The 17,133-nt window shown below is 72.7% G+C and carries 10 protein-coding genes; 1 reads left to right on the forward strand and 9 read right to left on the reverse strand.

Annotated features, from left to right (window positions below; translation table 11 throughout):
* Window positions 1-18: 18 nt before the first annotated feature.
* The 5 genes from AB0N14_RS24790 to AB0N14_RS24810 all read right to left on the reverse strand — a co-directional run bounded on the left by AB0N14_RS24790 (window position 19) and on the right by AB0N14_RS24810 (window position 8,040).
* Window positions 19-624, reverse strand: coding sequence for an ATP/GTP-binding protein (locus tag AB0N14_RS24790; protein ID WP_366027893.1), 606 nt, complete (start codon window positions 622-624; stop codon window positions 19-21).
* On the reverse strand, window positions 605-4,222 hold the full coding sequence (locus AB0N14_RS24795; protein WP_366027894.1) for a hydantoinase B/oxoprolinase family protein: 3,618 nt from the start codon (window positions 4,220-4,222) through the stop codon (window positions 605-607). The genes AB0N14_RS24790 and AB0N14_RS24795 overlap by 20 nt, the downstream gene beginning before the upstream one ends.
* 192 nt (window positions 4,223-4,414) lie before the next feature.
* Window positions 4,415-4,810, reverse strand: coding sequence for a DUF742 domain-containing protein (locus AB0N14_RS24800; RefSeq protein WP_366027895.1), 396 nt, complete (start codon window positions 4,808-4,810; stop codon window positions 4,415-4,417).
* Window positions 4,811-4,819: 9 nt separating this feature from the next.
* On the reverse strand, window positions 4,820-5,260 hold the full coding sequence (locus AB0N14_RS24805) for a roadblock/LC7 domain-containing protein (protein WP_366027896.1): 441 nt from the start codon (window positions 5,258-5,260) through the stop codon (window positions 4,820-4,822).
* Window positions 5,257-8,040, reverse strand: coding sequence for a nitrate- and nitrite sensing domain-containing protein (locus AB0N14_RS24810; RefSeq protein ID WP_366027969.1), 2,784 nt, complete (start codon window positions 8,038-8,040; stop codon window positions 5,257-5,259). The genes AB0N14_RS24805 and AB0N14_RS24810 overlap by 4 nt, the downstream gene beginning before the upstream one ends.
* 423 nt (window positions 8,041-8,463) lie before the next feature.
* Between AB0N14_RS24810 and AB0N14_RS24815 the strand changes: the two genes are divergently transcribed.
* A complete protein-coding gene (locus tag AB0N14_RS24815) occupies window positions 8,464-8,979 on the forward strand; it encodes a hypothetical protein (protein WP_366027897.1) in 516 nt (171 codons plus the stop codon).
* Between the two features lie 96 nt (window positions 8,980-9,075).
* Here the strand turns inward: AB0N14_RS24815 and AB0N14_RS24820 are convergent, their stop codons facing one another.
* The 4 genes from AB0N14_RS24820 to AB0N14_RS24835 all read right to left on the reverse strand — a co-directional run bounded on the left by AB0N14_RS24820 (window position 9,076) and on the right by AB0N14_RS24835 (window position 17,014).
* Window positions 9,076-13,710 (reverse strand): hypothetical protein, encoded by a 4,635-nt coding sequence (locus AB0N14_RS24820; RefSeq protein WP_366027898.1) that lies wholly within the window; start codon window positions 13,708-13,710, stop codon window positions 9,076-9,078.
* 53 nt (window positions 13,711-13,763) lie between these two features.
* Window positions 13,764-14,642 carry a hypothetical protein gene (locus tag AB0N14_RS24825; RefSeq protein WP_366027899.1) on the reverse strand — a complete coding sequence of 293 codons (879 nt, stop codon included), beginning with the start codon at window positions 14,640-14,642 and terminating at the stop codon, window positions 13,764-13,766.
* A 47-nt stretch (window positions 14,643-14,689) separates the two neighbouring features.
* Window positions 14,690-16,216 carry a hypothetical protein gene (locus tag AB0N14_RS24830; protein ID WP_366027900.1) on the reverse strand — a complete coding sequence of 509 codons (1,527 nt, stop codon included), beginning with the start codon at window positions 16,214-16,216 and terminating at the stop codon, window positions 14,690-14,692.
* Window positions 16,217-16,315: 99 nt separating this feature from the next.
* A complete protein-coding gene (locus tag AB0N14_RS24835; RefSeq protein ID WP_366027901.1) occupies window positions 16,316-17,014 on the reverse strand; it encodes a GntR family transcriptional regulator in 699 nt (232 codons plus the stop codon).
* Between the last annotated feature and the right edge of the window lie 119 nt (window positions 17,015-17,133).

Genomic DNA, 17,133 nt, shown 5'->3' on the forward strand with positions numbered 1-17,133 from the left:
CCCTGCGTGTCCGCGGGATCAGGTGGCAACGCTCGCGCGGCCGTCGGCCGTGTGCGTGCCGGCGTGCCGGACGACCTCGATCAGCACCTCCTTGACGGACTCCCGCTCGCGGGCGTCACAGAGGACGACCGGTACGTCGTCGTCAAGGTCGAGGGCCTGCCGTATGTCCCCGGCGGGGTGGCGGACAGCGCCGTCGAAGCAGTTGACGGCGACGGCGAACGGGATGGACCGGCGCTCGAAGTAGTCGACCGCGGCGAAGCAGTCCTCCAGGCGGCGGGTGTCGACGAGGACGACGGCGCCCAGGGCACCGGTGGCCAGTTCGTCCCACAGGAACCAGAAGCGGTCCTGGCCGGGCGTCCCGAACAGGTAGAGCACCAGGTCCTCGCGGAGGGTGATGCGGCCGAAGTCCATGGCGACGGTGGTGGTGTGCTTGCCCTTCACCCCACGGGTGTCGTCCACCGGGCGGCCCGCCTCGGTGAGCACCTCCTCGGTGCGCAGCGGCCTGATCTCGCTGACCGCGCCGACGAGGGTCGTCTTGCCCACGCCGAAACCGCCGGCCACGAGGATCTTGAGCGTGACGGGCTCGACCGGAAGCTTGCCGCGCTCACTGCGCCCGAGGACCATCGTTCTCTTCTCCTGCTCGACGGGGATCGGACGGCGGCGGTCCGTAACCTCCGCCGCCGGGGGTTTCGATGACGAGTACGTCGTCCGGGCCGACGTCTGCCGCATCACTGCCCGCGAGGCGCACCACGGTCCCGTCCGCGCGCTCCACCCGGTTGGCGCCGAGTGTTCCGGGCCTGCCGCCCGCCATGCCGTAGGGCGGGATCCTGCGGTGCTGGGAGAGCGTGGAGACGGTCATGGACTCCCGGAAGCGGATACGGCGCACGGCACCGTCCCCGCCGCGCCACCGTCCGGCGCCGCCGCTGCCGCGGCGCACCGCGAACTCCTCGAGCAGGACCGGCAGCCGCCACTCGAGGACCTCCGGGTCCGTCAGGCGCGAGTTGGTCATGTGGGTCTGCACCGCGGGCGCGCCCGGGAAGCCGTCACCGGCGCCGGATCCGGAGGCCACCGTCTCGTAGTACTGGTACCGGTCGTTGCCGAAGGAGACGTTGTTCATGGTGCCGGAGCCCTCGGCCTGCACCCCTAGCGCGGCGTACAGGGCACCGGTGATGGCCTGGGAGGTCTCGACGTTCCCGGCGACGACGGCGGCCGGGTACCGGGGGGCCAGCAGGCAGCCGGGCGGGACGATGATGTCGAGGGGCCGCAGACAGCCGTCGTTGAGGGGGATGTCGTCGGCGATCAGAGTCCGGAAGACGTACAGGACGGCGGCATTCACCACCGACAACGGCGCGTTGAAGTTGGTCGGGAGTTGCGCGGACGTGCCGGTGAAGTCGATGGCCGCGCAGCGGTTCTCGCGGTCCACGCGGATCCGGACGCGGATGACGGCGCCGGAGTCGGTCTCGTAGGCGTACTCGCCGTCGTCCAGGGCGTCGATGACGCGGCGCACGGCCTCCTCGGCGTTGTCCTGGACGTGCTTCATGTACGCCTGCACCACGTCGAGCCCGAAGTCCTCGATCATACGGCCGACTTCGTCGACGCCTTTGCGGTTGGCGGCGATCTGGGCACGCAGGTCGGCGAGGTTGGTCTTCGGGTTGCGTGACGGGTGGCGCGCCCCGGTCAGCAGACGGAGCGTCTCCTCTTCGCGGAAGCGGCCGCCCTCGGCGAGCAGCCAGTTGTCGAAGAGGACGCCTTCCTCCTCGATGGTGCGGCTGCGCGCGGGCATGGAGCCGGGCGCGATGCCGCCGATCTCCGCGTGGTGACCGCGGGAGGCGACGTGGAAGAGGATCCGGTCACCGTCCGTGTCGAAGACGGGCGTGATGACGGTGATGTCGGGCAGGTGGGTGCCGCCGTGGTAGGGGTCGTTGACGGCGTAGGTGTCGCCGGGGCGCATGCTGTCGCCGCGTCGGTGGATGACCTCCTTGACGCTGGTGCCCATCGAGCCGAGGTGCACGGGGATGTGCGGGGCGTTGGCGACCAGGTTGCCCTCGGGGTCGAAGAGGGCGCAGGAGAAGTCCAGGCGTTCCTTGATGTTGACGGACTGGGCGGTGGACTCGAGGCGGGCGCCCATCTGTTCGGCGATCGACATGAACAGGTTGTTGAAGACCTCTAGCAGGACCGGATCCACTTCTGTGTCCGAGCGGGAACTCTCCGTAATCGCCACGCGTTCCATGACCAGATGCCCGTCGTCGCGGGGCACGGCACGCCAGCCGTCGTCGACGACGGTCGTCGCACTGGCCTCGGTGATGATCCCCGGGCCGGTGACGGCTTCGCCGGGCGGCAGATGCTCCCGGCGGTGGAGAGGTACGTCGCGCCATGCGCCGCCCGTGTGGAGGCGGACGGTCTCGGGCGCGGCGCAGTGGCCTTCGTACGGGGCGAGGGCGGAGAGATCGGGGGGTTCGGTGACGCCGGTGGCTTCCACGGAGAGGGCTTCGACGACGATCGGGCGGTCGAGCGTGAAGGAGTACGTGGCGCGATGACGTTCTTCGAAGGCGTGCCGCATCGTGCCGGCTCCGGTCAACTCGACGGTGAGCGCGGTGTCGGTGCCGTCGTAGCGCAGTTGGGCACGGCGGGTGACCCGGATGCGGTCCTCGGGCAGGTGCTCGGCGAGGAGTTCGGCGCGGGCGGCGCTCTCGAGGTCGTCGGCGGTCTTCAGGACGCCGGGCATCGAGGCGGGCTCCAGGGGTGCCTCGACGGACTGTTCGCGCATCGCGGTGGTGTCGGCGAGACCGATGCCGAGCGCGGAGAGCACTCCCGCCATGGGCGGTACGAGGACGGTGCGGATGCCCAGGGAGTCGGCGACCAGGCACGCGTGCTGGCCGCCTGCCCCGCCGAAAGTGGTGAGCGCGTAGCGGGTGACGTCGTGGCCCTTCTGCACCGAGATCCGCTTGACGGCGCCCGCGATGTTGGCGACGGCGATCTGCAGGTAGCCCTCGGCGACCTGCTCGGGAGTGCGGTCGTCCCCGGTCCGCTCGCGGATGTCGCGGGCGAGGGCGGCGAAGCGCTCGCGGACGAGCGCGTCGTCCAGGGGCTGGTCTCCGTCGGGGCCGAACACGCGCGGGAAGTGGGCGGGCTGGATGCGCCCGAGCATCACGTTGGCGTCGGTGACGGTCAGAGGGCCGCCGCCGCGGTAGCAGACGGGTCCTGGGTCCGCGCCCGCCGAGTCCGGCCCTACTCGGTAGCGGGCGCCGTCGAAGTGGAGGATCGAGCCGCCGCCCGCCGCGACCGTGTGGATGTCGAGCATGGGGGCCCGCAGCCGCACTCCGGCGATCCGCGTGGTGAAGACGCGTTCGTACTCGCCGGCGAAGTGCGCGACGTCCGTGGAGGTGCCGCCCATGTCGAAGCCGATGACACGGTCGTGACCGGCGAGCTGCGACATCCGGGCCATGCCGACGATGCCGCCCGCGGGCCCGGACAGGATGGCGTCCTTGCCTCGGAACTGTCCGGCCTCCGCCAGCCCGCCGTTGGACTGCATGAACATCAGCCGCACGCCCCGCAGTTCGTCGGCGACGTGCTGGACGTAGCGGCGCAGGACGGGCGAGAGGTAGGCGTCGACGACGGTCGTGTCGCCGCGCGGTACCAGTTTCATCAGGGGGCTGACCTCGCTGGACAGCGAGATCTGCGGGAAGCCGGTGCGGGCGGCGAGCTCGCCGATGGCCCGCTCGTGGGCGGGGTGCAGATGGCTGTGCATGCAGACCACGGCGATCGCGCGGATCCCGTCGCCGTACGCCTCCCGCAGCGGTCCGGCGAGGGCGTCCAGGTCGGGGGCGCGCAGGACGGTGCCGTCGGCGGTGATGCGTTCGTCGACCTCCACGACCCGCTCGTACAGCAGCTCGGGCAACTCGATCGCGCGGGCGAAGATGTGCGGGCGGTTCTGGTAGGCGATGCGCAGGGCGTCGCGGAAGCCGCGGGTGATGACGAGGAGGGTGCGTTCGCCCTTGCGTTCCAGCAGGGCGTTGGTGGCGACGGTGGTGCCCATGCGGACGGCGTCGACGGGGCCGCCGTCCTCGAGGAGTGCGCGTACGCCCGCGACGGCGGCGTCCGCGTACCGGTGGGGGTTGTCCGACAGCAGCTTGTGGGTGAGCAGCCGGCCGTCCGGGCGGCGCGCGACGACATCGGTGAAGGTGCCGCCGCGGTCGACCCAGAACTGCCAGCCCGTGGTCACGTCCGTCTCTCCGATCGCGCTGCTCGGAACCCTGCCCGCAGGTCGGTGATCGGCACGCTGCGGTGGGTGGCCGACGATCACTTGGATCATATCGGGACGGGGGTTGCGGCGCCGGTCCGCGCGCGGGAGGGCACGTCGGCGCCGCCCGCGGGGGTGTGCGCGCGCTCGGCCGGAGCGCGCGGCACCCCCGGCTCACAAGGCTCGCAGGCCGTTGATCACATCGCGCAGGATGCTCTCGTCCACCAGCTCGGCGGGCGGTACGGGACGGGTGACATGGACCAGTTCCTCGTCCACCAGGTCCCCGACGAGCACCCGCACCACGCCGACGGGCAGATCGAGCTCGGCGGCGAGCTCGGCGACCGACTGGGGAGTGTCACGGCACCGTTCGACGATGTCCACGTGCTCCGGGGACAGCGACGGGTCCCCCTCGGGATCGTTCACGTGCGGCTCGGTGACGACCACCGCGATCAGGTCGAGGCGGTGCTGCACCTCGTGGCTGGTGCGGCCGCGCGTCATGGCGTACGGACGGACGACCGGTCCGGCCTCGTCGTCGAACCAGTGGCTGCTTCCCTGACCGTCTCGGCTCATGCCGTCCCACTACCCGCCCGCGGGCAGATCGGTGCGCGGAGCAGACCCCAGATGTGTACCGACCCGTTTGACGAGAAGGGTCATCTCGTAGGCCACCTGCCCGACGTCGGCGTCGGCGTCCGACAGGACGGCGAGGCAGCTGCCGTCGCCGGCGGCGGTGACGAACAGGAAGGCCTCGTCCAGTTCGACGATGGTCTGGCGGACCCCGCCGGCGTCGAAGTGGCGGCCGACGCCCTTGGCGAGGCTGTGGAATCCGGAGGCGACCGCTGCCAGGTGTTCGCTGTCCTCCCGGCTCAGCTCCTTGGAGACCCCTGTGGGCAGACCGTCGCTGGAGAGCACGAGCGCCTTGCGGATGCTGGCGACGCGCTCCACCAGGTCGTCGAGGAGCCAGTTCAGCTCCCCCGACGCCTTGTTGGTCGCGGTGGGCCCTGCGGCCTTCGGTGCGGTCATCGACCGTCTCCCTTTGTCGTTCCTCGTGCTGAGCCGTCCTGGGCCTCGTCGCCCGCGGCGTTCTCCTCGCGGCCGCGCTGCCAGCCCCGCTGGAGCGAGGAGAAACGGCTGCGAACCTCGTCGGCGTCGCGCTCGGCGCGCCCCGCCCGGTCGGCGGCGCCCGACTGCTCGCGTTCGGCGCGCCGGCCGGGCCCGTCCTTCAACTGCGGGGCGAGGCTGGCCTGCCGCACCCTGCGGGGCAGCGGGCCCGCGTCCGCCCCTCCGGCCCCCCCGTCCCGGTTGGCCATGGTCCCCTCCGGGCCGGACGGGGGCCCGGTGCGGCGCCGCTGGGGCAGGGCAGGCACCTCGGTGCGATCATCGTACGAACGTACGGCGTCGGCCTTGGGTTCCCCGGAGCGGCCGGACGGCCGACGGTCTTCCCGGAGCCCCGTCACGCCGCGGTCGGGCGCGCTCTGCTCCTCGTCGGCCGCGGACCGCCGCGGTCCCTGTCCGGTCACCGGGCGGCCGTGGGAGCTGACCAGCTTGGGGGCGCGGCGGCGCGGCAGCGGGACCGGGGCGCCCGGGTGGTCGGTGTCGCCGGGGCGGGCAGCCTCGCGCCGTGTGTCGCGTGCCTGCCGGTGTTGCTCGCGCGGGGTGTCCGCGAGGGGGCGGCGGGGGCGGAAGACGCCAGGTTCGTCGTCCTGGTCCTCGAGGGCGCCCGAGAAGTCGTCGATGGCGTCCAGGTCGATGGGGGCTTCGAGCTCGACGGGGCCGTCCAGGATCGACGCGGGGATACCCGGGAGCCTGACGGGAGCGTGGGGCAGTGCCCAGGCGCGGTCCTTGCGGGTGCCGGACGACGTGTCGGGCAGGGCGCGGTCGAGGCGGAAGCCGATGCCGTTGGTGTCCGGGACGTCGTCGGTGAGGAGTGTGTCGGGAATGAGGACGACGGCCGTGGTGCCGCCGTACGGGGACGGCTGGAGGGAGACGCGGACGCTCTGCCGCCGGGCCAGACGGCTGACCACGAAGAGGCCGAGCCGGTCGGTGTCGGAGAGCTCGAATTCCGGCGTTTCGGCCAGCCGCAGGTTGGCGTCCATGAGCGCCTCGGCGGTCATGCCGAGACCGCGGTCGTGGATCTCCAGGGTGAAGCCGTTGGCGACACGCTCGCCGACGACCTGCACGGCGGTGTGCGGCGGCGAGAACACCGTGGCGTTCTCCAGAAGCTCGGCCACCAGGTGGGTGAGGTCGGCGACGGCGGGCCCGGTTACGGCGACGCGGGGCAGCCGGCGCACCTCGATGCGTTCGTAGTCCTCGACCTCGGCGACGGCGGCGCGGACCACGTCCATGAGCTGGATGGGCTTGCGCCACTGCCGGGAGGGGGCGGCGCCGGAGAGGATGACGAGGCCCTCGGCGTGGCGGCGCATGCGCGTGGTGAGGTGGTCGAGGCGGAACAGGTCGGCGAGTTCCTCGGTGTCGTCCGTCCTGCGCTCCATGGCGTCGAGCAGGGTGAGCTGCTTGTGCAGCAGGACCTGGCTGCGGCGGGCGAGGTTGACGAAGACCTCGGAGACACCGGCGCGCAGCTCGGCCTGCTTGACGGCGGCCTCCACGGCGGCGCGCTGCAGGGTGTTCAGGGCCTGGCCGACCTCGCCGATCTCGTTCTTGTCGTACTCCAGGCGGGGCACCTCGGTCTCGACGTCGACCTGTTCGCCCGCCGAGAGACGGCGCATGACGCTGGGCAGCCGCACCCCGGACGCCTCGTGGGCCTCCAGGCGCAGCCGGCGCAGGTCACGGATGAGGGCGCGGCCGATCCGGACGGACATGACCAGGGAGACCAGCAGGGCGATGAGGCCCAGGACACCGGGGATGGCCGCTTTGATGACGACGTCGACGGCGAGGGGGCGGACGCGGTCGTGATAGCGGTCGTCGGCCTGCGTGCTCATCCGGTCCAGCCGGTCCAGGACTTGGCCGGCGGCCTCGTCCCAGCTCTTGGCGGTGACGCCGTGCGGGGTGCCGGGAGCGGCGCCGACGACGGCCTTTTCAGCCACGCGCAGCGGCGCGGTGCCGGCGTTCTTCCAGTAGCGCTGGAAGCGTTGACTCTCCGAGGCCGGCAGCAGCGGCAGGCTGACGTCGTACATCACGGAGCGCTGGGTGACGAGGACGGAGACGTCGTGGATGTCATCGCGGGTGAGCCGGCCGGCGACGAGTGCGGAACCGAGGAGGGCGTCCTCGCGGGAGAGCAGTTCGCGGGCGCGGAAGACGTTGACCAGAGCGCGGCCCTGTTTGTCCATCTCCACGTTGTCGAGGAGGTGGAGATTGGCCAGCAGCGTGAAGCAGGGGTCGACGAGACGGTTGTAGAGGTCGAGGGCCTGGGAGCGGTTGACGGTCCCGTCCTCGACGCTGCGGCGCAGCGACGCCATGCCGTCCAGGGCGTCCAGGATGGAGGCGAGGCGCTCGGCGGTGCCCTGCCCCATGTCCTCGTGCAGGTCCTCGTCCTTGCTGTTGCGGCGGAGCTTGGCCACCATCTCGTCGGTGGCGGCGCGGCTGCGACGGAGCGCGGCGAGGGAGTCGGAGGCGCGCGGGTCGGCGAGATACACGAGGGTCTGGCGGCGCTCCTGCTGCAGGACGCGGACGGTGTCCTCGGTGGGGTAGCCGACCTCTTCGACGATGTGGGACACGTTGAACAGCGACTGGGCCTCACGGCCGGTGAGGACCGTGGCGAAGGCCCAGATGGCGGTCAAGGACAGCAGCGGCACGAGAAGCAGCGCCACGATCTTCCGGCGGATCGACTTCCCGCGAAAGCGCATGGCCTCCCCCAGCTCGACCCCCTCGGTCCCGGGGGTACACATGTGCGTCAACAAACGGCGTGAGCCTACTACCGACCCACGGGTATCTCGAAGGAGCGAGCGGGCGCGCCGCCCGCGGAAGGCGGGCAGCAGGTGGGCAGTTGTCCTGCCATTACGGCGCATCGCCTCCCCGCGACATGCACGCGGTGCGGCGGGGTATCCGGCCGGGAATTGGGGGCTCCTTGGCCGGAATTTTTCGTTCGCTGGGAATCTTCACGGAACGACGATCGTCTTCCTGTAGGGGAATTGGGGGCGGAATCGGCCACAGGCGCCGCATGCCGCACTCGGGCGGCGTAAAACAGCGCAAGCCGGGCAGCCACTGAGGAGTCGGTGTCGGGTGACACCGGGACGAGTGGTCTGCGGGCGGTGGGGAGTGACGGGTTGATGGACACGGCGGAGCGGCGCGGGGCACCCGGGACGGGCGCCGCGGCGCCCACAGCAGCGCGACGGGGTCCCCAGGCACCGGATCGCGACATTGCGGCGGACGTGGAGCAGCGGGACGCGCCGTCCTACCGGCCGTTGTGGGTGGAGGAGCCCGCGCGTCGGCGGCGGCTGCCGGATCCCGTGCGGACGGCGGCAGTTCGGGCGGTCCTCATCATCGCGGTGACGCTGATGCAGGCGGTGATCGCCGTGCTGTGCACGTTGGCCGACTCCTGGCTGGCGTTCCCCATGGTGCTCAGCAGCGTGGCGAGCACGGTGGTGGCGACGTGGGGCGCGCTGGACGTCTGGGTGACGCGCCAGGTGTGGAACCAGCGCTATGGAGTGGTGTCGACCCCGAGCAGCACGGCCCGCGCCCTGCGCCGTGAACGCCGCGCGGCCCGCCGTCGGGCACGGGTGGCGGAGCGGGCTCAGGAGCGCATACGTCGGCGGGGCGGGACCGGGCAGTTGTCGCATCCGTGACGGAATGAGGGCCCCTCGCGCCTGGGAGGGCACGGGACAGCGGGGCGCGCGGTGGGGCGGACCGCAAGTGGGTCCGCCCCACGGTCACGCGGGCAGTCACGCGGGCCGCTTGAACATCCGCGTCGCCGTGATCTCGCTGTGCACCGCCTCTCCGGTATGGGGCTGTTGCGGCAGTCCCGGCCGCAGGTGTTCCTCCACCCGGATGTACTTCAGGCCCGCTCGCAGGTCGGCGTCGTTGCGCAGCCGGATGACCAGCGGGAACTCGGCGAGCGCCGTCGTGTCGAACAGGCCGGTGGTGTAGAGCAGTTGCACCCCGAGCGCGTCCGAGACGGCCCGTTGCAGCTCCAGCAGGTACGTCGCGTTGGCGCGTCCGATGGGGTTGTCCAGGAACAGCGTGCCCGCGTGGCGGTGCTTGTCGCGGCCCCGGTCGTTCGAGCGCAGGGCGGCCATCGTGCAGTACAGCGCGATGGCGGCGGTGAGCAGCTGGCCGCCCGAGAAGACGTCTCCCATCTGCCCGACCGGCACCCGCTCGGCGCGCAGCACGGCGTCCGGCTTGAGGATCTCTACGGCGACACCCTTGGGCTGGAGTGCCGCGCTGACGCCGCGCAGGAGAAGGGACATACCGTCGCGGCGCAGGTCGGAGTTCTTCTTGACGGCCGCGCGGGTCGCTTCGTCGATGACCTCGCCCAGTCGTTCGATGAGCGTGGCCTGGTCGGGCTCCTCGAAGCGGATCCGCAGGAACTCCTGCCCCGACCACTCGCCGAGTCCCTCGGGCAGCCGGGACAGGCGCTGGGCAGAGCGCAGGGTCGCCAGCGCGGACTCCACGAGGCCGCGCAGCCGGTCCACGATGGAGTCCCGGTTGCGTTCCAGTTGCGCCAACTCGTCCGTCAGAACCCGGAGTCGGGGTGCGAAGGCCTCCGCCCAGCGCTGCGCGTGCTCCGGCAGCGCGGATGCGGGCAGTTCGCGGATCTGCTGGCGGGCGGGTGTGCGGACCTGCTCGTACCGTGTGGAGTTGGCGTGCCGTACGAGTACGTCGCTCGCCTCGCGTACGGCGGCCTCGGCGGCGGACAGGTCGGCGGCGCAGCCACGCAGGGAGCGGCGGGCCTCGGCGGCGGCCTTCCGGGCCTCCTCCAGGGTGCCCGGGTAGGGCTCCGGCTCCTCGTGCTCCTCCTCCGAGGCGTGCTCGCGCAGCAGGTCGCGGAGCATCGCGGCGATCTCGTCGAAGCCGCTCGCCGCGTCCTCGGCCGCCCGGTGGGCCTCCAGAAGTTCGGCATGGGCGTCGCGGGCCTGGGTCAGGGCCTCGGTGCGGGAGGCGAGTTCGGCCGTCGCGGTGCGCAGCAGGGCCTGAGCGTGCTCGGTGTCGCGCGGCACCAGTTCCTCGGGGAGTTCGGTGTGGGCCTCGCCGTTCTCGGGTGCGTGCCGCTCGGCCTCCCCGCGCAGTCGGCCGAGCTGCTCGCTGGCGGAGGACATTCGGGTCTCCAGGATCTGCACCAGCTCCTCGGCGCGGGCGGCGGCGGCCTGCCGGGACGGCCCGTCGGAGCCGTCCGGGGAGGCGAGGAGCTGTTCGGCGCGGGTGCGGACCTTGTTGCTGAGCCGGTCCAGTTCGGCGCGTGCGGCGGACTCGTCGCTCTCGGCCCGCGCCTGCTCGGCGCGCAGGTCGGCACCGACACCGACCTTCTCGTAGACCTGGGAGGCGGCCCGGTAGGCCTCGCGGAGGGCGGGCAGCGACGCCTTCGGCGCGTCCGTGTCGTCCTCCGGTACGTCGTCGGGGGCTCCCGCGATCTCCGAGCGTTCGGCGCGCAGCGCACGCGCCGTGCGGCGGGCGTCGTCGGCGGCGCGCTGGGCGGCGCGCCGGTCCTCGTCGGCGGCGCGGGCGCGCTCCAGGCAGGCCTGGGCGCGGGCCTCGGCCTCTACCGCCTCGTCGGCGAGTTCGCGCAGCTTGACCTGCCAGCCGGCGCGTTCGCGCAGCCGGAAGGCGAGTCCGGCGAGGGCGTCGGCGGCGCGGCGGGCCTTCTGTGCGGCCTCCTGGCGCTCGTCGCGCACCTGGGCGGCCTCGGCGGCCGTCTCGTCGGCCTCGGCCCGGGCGGTGCGTGCCTCGGCCAGTTCGGCCTCGGCCTCCTCGGCGAACGCGCGGGCGTCCCGGGCGGCCTGCGCCAGCTCGGCGAGCCGGCCCGCCGGGCATCCCGTGCGCCAGGAGGCGAGCCGGGCCACGAGCTCGCGGTCCTTGCCGAGCCGGGCCGCGAGCGTCCGGATCTCCTCGTCCCGCTCGGTGGCGCGGGCGCGCAGCGCCTGGCGCTCCTCGTCGGCGGCGTGCTCGTCGTGCATGGCCGGGTTCGGCGGGACGAGGAACACATCGCCGGTGTGGTCGCGTTCGTCGACGGGCGGGGTCGGGGCGAGCAGCGCGGCGGCGGTGCCGACGGCGACGGCGGAGCGGGGCAGCAGCGCGGCCTCGCTCAGCGCCTGACGGGCCCGGACGTGCGACTCCGGATCGGTGATGATCACGCCGTCGACCAGCTCGGGCCGGGCGGTCAGCACGCGCGCGTGGTCGGCGGGGTCGACGGCCTGCGCGAGGTAGCGCCAGCCGGGCAGCGCGGGAATGCCGTGCTCGCCGAGGTACTCGACGGTGGCGAGCACGTCCGGGCCGGGCGGCAGCAGCCCGCCGTCACCGAGGGCCCCGAGGATGCGCGCGTCGTCGGCCGCCGCGGTCCGCAGTTCGAAGAGCTGCCGCTCGGCGGAGGAGACGGAGTCGTCGAGCAGTTCGCGCAGTTCGTCGGCGAAGCGGTCCAGTTCCTCGGCGGTGAGGGTGCCGTCCGGTGCCGCCTTGGCGTCGGCCTCGCCGGTGTCCTCGTCGCGCCGGGGCCCGGGGACCCGGGGGCGCGCACCGGTGCCGGACAGGCTCAGCAGTTCCGCCAGGCGCTCCTCGGCCGCCAGCGCCTCGGCGGTGCGCCGCTCGGCCTCGTACGCCCGCTCGGCGGCTGTGGCCGCGTCCGCGGCGCGGGCCGCCGTCAGCTCCGCCCGTGACTCGGCGGTGGCCGCCTCGCGTGCGTGCTCGGAGGCCCTGCGGGAGGCCTCACGTGCGATGTCCCAGGCGGCGACGGCGGTCTTCTCGGCGTCGCTCGCGGCGAGCGCCGCCCGCGCCGGGTCGGCGTCGGGTGCGCTGTCGTCCAGCCAGCCCGCACGCACGGCCTCGGCGGTCTCCTGCTCCACCTCGGTGAGCCGCTGGCGCAGGTGCCCGGCCTCGCTGCGGGCACGCTGCGCCTCGGTGGCGGCGGACGTCGAGTCCCGGTAGGCGGACTCGCTCACCTCCTGCAGGGCGGCGGACCGCTCCTCCTCCTCGTTGGCGAGGGACTCGGCGCTCTCGGCGGCCCCGTGCAGCGCCCGTACGAGATCGACGGCGGCTTTGGCGCGGGCGGCGAGCGCGGGCGCGGCGTCCCGTTCGGCCTCCTGGATGGCGGCCGACACGCGCGCCACCCGGTCGGCTGCGGCACGGTGCCGCAGCACGGCCTCGGCGGCCTGCCACGCGGAGTAGAGCTGGCGGGCGTCGGCCAGTTCGCGCTTCTGCGCGGCGGCGGCCTTCTCGGCACCGGCGAGCGCCAAGGAGGCGTGCCGGTAAGCGAGTTCGGCCGCGATGAGCTCGCTGCGCTCGCGGGCGGTCTCCGCCTGGGTGACGGCGTGCGCGGCCGCGGTGACCTGCTCGGCGAGGTCGGCGGCGCGCATCCGCTCCTGAACTCCGCGCGCGGACAGGCGCCGCGCCAGCGTGCGTGTCCGCCGCTCGGCGCCCGCGTGGATGTCGCGCGCCCGCGAGCGGACCTCGGCGGCGTCGACGATACGCCCGAGCAGGTCCACGGACCCGGCGGTGAAGTCCCGTTCGGCGATCAGCTCGGCCCGTCGGCCCAGCTTGTTGCCGAAACCGCTGACCAGGTCGGCGAGTCCGTCGGTGTCCCGGGTGTCGGTCACGGCACGCAGCAGCAGGTCCGTGAAGTCGGAGTCCTTCTTGACCGCGAAGAGACCGGCGGCCTCACCCTCGTCCGCGTTCATCTCCCGCTGGTAGCGGAACAGTTCGGGGTCCAGGCCGAGGTCCGTCAGGTGCTCGTTCCAGCGGTCGTGGATCTCCTCCCAGTGCACCTCCAAGTGCGGGTACGCCTTGCCCGCCTCCATGAGGGCGTCCCGGAAGCCCTTCATCGTGCGGCGCCGCCCCTGCGCCCCGGAGGTGCCCTCGACGGGCGGCCGTACGGCGGTGGACTCGGCGACGGGCAGGTTGTCCAGGGTGAGTCCGGGGCCCGGGCGGAAGGAGTACCAGGCCTCGGCGAACTTGCGCGGGTCATTGGACACCTGGCGCCCGCGCCACTCGCTGACCTTGCCGACGACGACGCACTCGCCGGTCTGCACGTGCTGCCACTCCAGGGCCACGTGTCCGCAGTCGTCGGCGAGCAGGAACTTGCGCAGCACACCGGAGCTGGCACCGCCGAGCGTGTTGCGGTGGCCCGGCAGCATCACGGAGAAGATCAGCTTGAGCAGGACGGACTTGCCGCCGCCGTTCTCCAGGAAGAGCACGCCCGCGGGGGCGGGCCTGCACGGTGGCCCGACGGGCTCCTCCTCGAAGAACTCCGCCTGCGTGGGCGCGGGTTCGAGCACCGGATCACCCACGCCCCGCAGGTCCAGCACGGTGTCGGCGTAGCGCGCACCGGCCGGGCCGATGGAGTAGAGGCGGACCCGGGACAGCTCGTACATGGCGGCGGACTCTCGTCGTAAGTCTTGCTGGTGTTCGGAACAGTGCGGGTGTTTCAGGAGTGGAACGGCAGTCCGGCGTCGGCCACGAGCTCCAGGTCGTCGGTGTCCTCGGCGGGCAGCAGGGTCGCCGCGCCGTCGGTGACCGGGACGATGCCGAGTTCGAGGAGTTCGGCCATGGCGGCGCTGCCGGCCATGTCGCGCACCTGGAGCTGGTAGCGGGCCGTGGTGCGGTAGGTGCCGCCGTTCTCGTCGCCCGTGCGCTGGAGGAATCCGGAGTCGGTGAGGAACGCGACGGCCTTCGCGACGATGCCGGTGGTCGAGGCGGCCGGTCGGCGCGCGTCCTTGGTGGCACCGGTCGCGCTGCGTCTGGCCCAGACCCGCCAGGCGGCCTCGAGGCCGGGCGCGTCGGTGGCCGGGTCGGTGTTCTCCCCCTGCTCCTCGGCCCGCTCCTCGAGGCGGCGGCAGGCCTGGCGGACGAAGGCGTCGACGCCGTTGACCGTGACGCGCCCGATGTAACCGTCGTCGGCGAGGTCCTCCGGGCGCGGGAACGCCAGGGCGGCGACGGCCAGATGGGCGAGCCCGTGCAGGAAGCGGTCGGCGGAGTCGGCCGATGTGCGACGCGCGTAGTCGCCCATGCGGACCGCGAACACCGAGTCCTCGGCCGCGGTGACGGCCATGCCCGCGCGCGGGGACACCTCCAGGACGATGAGGCCGAGCCCGGTGGCGACGGCGTCGGCGAGCCGCGCGAACGGCGGGTCCTCGCGGTAGCGGCGCAGCAGGTCGGCGTACTCCTGGTCGCGTGCGGGCTGCAGCTTGGGCTGCAGGCCGAAGGCGACGAGCCGCGCCGCGTCGGCGGCGTCGGCGGGGGTGACGGCGCTGCTCACCGGCGTGGCGGCGGCGTCCGGCTCACTCCACTCGACGTGCTCGGTCACGGTTGGGGCTCCTTGGTGCACTGGTTCTTGCTTCGTGGTCATCGGCATCACGCCGCTTCCGTCCGGTCCGCCGCCATGCCCGCCGCGTCCAGCAGGGCCGTGCCCACGATCAGGTCGGCCCCGCCGAACTCCGGGTCGTCCAGCTCCGTGCCGTCGTCCACCGCGAACAGCAGCTTCTCCTCCCCCTGCCGGTACGCCGTGCCCACCGGCGGGCTCGCCGCGTGCACGGCCAGCAGGGCGACGAGATAGGGCAGGTCGGGGTCCTTGCGGCGCGCCTCGGCCAACAGCCCCGACAGCCGCCGTGGCGCGTCCGCCGGCAGGTCGAGCAGTTCCATGGCGGCGGCCAGCTGCTCCTCGCTGAACCTGCTGTCGTCCGGTGTGGCGATCAGCTCCGGCTCGGGCATCTCGGCGCCCAGGTGCTCGCGCTCCACCGGAGGCGTCAGCAGCAGGTCGACGAGGTCTGAGACCCGCACGGAGAACGGCGTACGCAGTCCCGTACCGTGCGTGAAGAAGGCGTCCGTGACGCGGGTCGCCCGCTCCAGCGCCAGGGGCAGCACTTGTGCGACGAGATGCCCGTACAGGTCGATCCCGGACGTCGTGACGGGCGTGGCGAACGCCTGCCGGTCCTGCTCGGCGCGGAACAGCGGGCCCGCTTCCAGGAGCCGGGACTGCAGCTGCGTGTGCCGGCGGATGCAGTCCTTGACGATGTCGACGAGTTCGGCGGCACGCCGCTTCTGATCGGGGTCCTCGGACTCGTCTCGGGCCTTGCGGATGTTGGTGAGGATCGCGTTCTCGTGGCGGTAGCGCTCGGCGACGTGGTCCAGGGCCTCGGTGATCATGTCCGGGACCGTGTTCAGCCAGTCCACCGCACGGACGTTGCGCCGGGTGGCGTCCAGGGCCTTGCGCAGGGACTCCGAGTACTGCACGGTCCGGTAGCGCGCCTGCTCGGCGGCGAGCTGGGCGTCGGCGAGGCGGCCCCGGCTGATCAGCACCTCCAGTTTGACCTCGGCGGCGATCTGGGCGCTGGTGACATCGGTGTCGAGGGCGCCGACGAGGACGTTGACCGCCTCGTCCGTCGTCCGCAGGTAGACGCCTCCGCCGTAGCCCGGGACCTCCTCGATCAGCTTGAAGTCGTAGTCGCGGCGGACGTACGTGCCGTCCGGGGCGAACGTCCCGTAGACGGCCCGGAAGCCGCGGTCGACGCTGCCGACGTTGATCAGGTTCTCCAGGACCCAGCGGGCCACGCGCTCGTGTTCGGCGGGCGGGCGCTGCGGGGCCTGGGCGGCGATGCGCGGGATGAGGCGGGCGACTATCTGGTCGTGGTCCGCGCCCGTGTCGAAGTCCATGTTCAGCGTGACCAGGTCGATGGCGGCGAGGGCGATCTCCGCCATGCCGTACACCGAGTACTCACCCGCGAGGTTGGCCTTGCGCGCGTCCAGGTCGTGCAGCGGCGCGGTGCAGGCGAGCGCGCGCAGCCGCCGGGCCAGCCCTTCGTCGGCGGCCGGCCCGGAAGCGGGGCGCGGCCCCGTGCTGAACTGGGGCGGAACACGATCCGTCGATGCAGGCGAAGTCACGGTGCACAGATTAGGTCCTGGGTCCGACAACGACCCAAATCGCCGGGTGCGCTCCGTCGGCCGCGCCCCGCGGCAAAGCCGCCGATGTCAAGCCCCGCGTCACTGACCTGTGTCGGCCACCCGGCGCCCGTACACCTCGACCAGGCCCGCTCGTGAGTCGTCGAGGTAGACCGCCAGGAGCTGCTCGGCCCTCTCTCGCTGCCCCGCCTGCAGGGTCCGGAGAATCTGTTCGTTGCGAGCCAGGTAGGGCTCGTGCAGCCGGCGCGGGTCCGCCACCACGTGGAACGCCAGGCGCAGTTCGGCGAAGACGCTGCGCATCAGTTCGTCCGTGCGTTCGCTCCCGGCGAGCGCCACCAGTTCACGGTGGAAGTGGATGTTGGCCGTCGAGACGCCTTTCCAGTCACCTTCGCGCGCCGCCCGCTGCCCCTCCGCGACTGCCGCCGCGAGACCTTCGAGGGCGTACGGCGGCTGACCGAGGCCCCGTACCACGGCGCACTCGACGAGCGTGCGGGTGCGGTAGATGTCCTCCACGTCGTCCACCGTCAGGACCCGTACGAAGACGCCCCGGTTCAACTCGTGGACGAGCAGCCTCTCGTGCGTGAGCAGCCGGAATGCCTCGCGCAGCGTGTTGCGCGAGACGCCGAGGGCGCCGCCGATGCTGTCCTCCGACAGCCGGGTGCCGGGCGGGAAGTAGCCCTCGGCGATACGGCTCCTGAGGATGTCCGACACCCGCTCGGCGGTGCTGGTGCGCCCCAGCAGCGCGCGGTCGTCGGCCAGTCCCGTCAGCTCCTCTGCCATGCCCGGAATTCAAGCGCAGAGACAAGGACGAGACAACATGGGTATTGAAGGATCGTTCAACGATCCTCTACCTTGCTGAGCACGGCACCGCTCCGCTCACCGCGGCGTCGCGGCTTCCG

The organism is Streptomyces sp. NPDC051104 (assembly GCF_040682835.1).
In the GTDB taxonomy this organism is placed as follows: Bacteria; Actinomycetota; Actinomycetes; order Streptomycetales; family Streptomycetaceae; genus Streptomyces; species Streptomyces cynarae.

What these genes read in the sequence shown, in the direction of transcription:
- AB0N14_RS24790 (WP_366027893.1), bottom strand. Translation starts at nt 624, where the DNA reads ATGGTCCTCGGGCGCAGTGAGCGCGGCAAGCTTCCGGTCGAGCCCGTC.
- AB0N14_RS24800 (WP_366027895.1), bottom strand. Translation starts at nt 4,810, where the DNA reads ATGAGCCGAGACGGTCAGGGAAGCAGCCACTGGTTCGACGACGAGGCC.
- AB0N14_RS24805 (WP_366027896.1), bottom strand. Translation starts at nt 5,260, where the DNA reads ATGACCGCACCGAAGGCCGCAGGGCCCACCGCGACCAACAAGGCGTCG.
- AB0N14_RS24810 (WP_366027969.1), bottom strand. Translation starts at nt 8,040, where the DNA reads ATGCGCTTTCGCGGGAAGTCGATCCGCCGGAAGATCGTGGCGCTGCTT.
- AB0N14_RS24815 (WP_366027897.1), top strand. Translation starts at nt 8,464, where the DNA reads ATGGACACGGCGGAGCGGCGCGGGGCACCCGGGACGGGCGCCGCGGCG.
- AB0N14_RS24820 (WP_366027898.1), bottom strand. Translation starts at nt 13,710, where the DNA reads ATGTACGAGCTGTCCCGGGTCCGCCTCTACTCCATCGGCCCGGCCGGT.
- AB0N14_RS24835 (WP_366027901.1), bottom strand. Translation starts at nt 17,014, where the DNA reads ATGGCAGAGGAGCTGACGGGACTGGCCGACGACCGCGCGCTGCTGGGG.